1 pseudogene is annotated in these 282 nt (G+C 78.7%); it reads right to left on the bottom strand.

Annotated elements, in window-relative coordinates:
• A pseudogene (locus J0695_RS42400) lies at nt 1–282 on the bottom strand (AAA family ATPase); the annotation flags it as partial.

Consider the following 282-nt stretch of genomic DNA (forward strand, 5'->3'; position numbering starts at 1 on the left):
CCAGGGCGTCGACGTCGGCGCCCCGGCGCTCCCGCTCGGCGGCGACGGCGGCGTCCTGGCGGAGCTTGCGTACGGAGGACCGGGGGTCGCCGAGCCGCTGCCGGGCGGCGTCCAGCAGCGGCACGTCCGCGAGGGTCCAGGCGTCCGGCACGGGGCGTTGCAGCGCGCGGACCTCCTCGACGGACAGGTGCGGGGCGCAGCGGCGCAGGTAGGCGGGGACCGTCCAGAGGTCGCCGACCAGGTCGGTCGCCTCGATGACGGGCCAGGCCCGGTTGAGGGCGC

This window comes from Streptomyces beijiangensis, from assembly GCF_017315755.1.
In the GTDB taxonomy this organism is placed as follows: Bacteria; Actinomycetota; Actinomycetes; order Streptomycetales; family Streptomycetaceae; genus Streptomyces; species Streptomyces beijiangensis.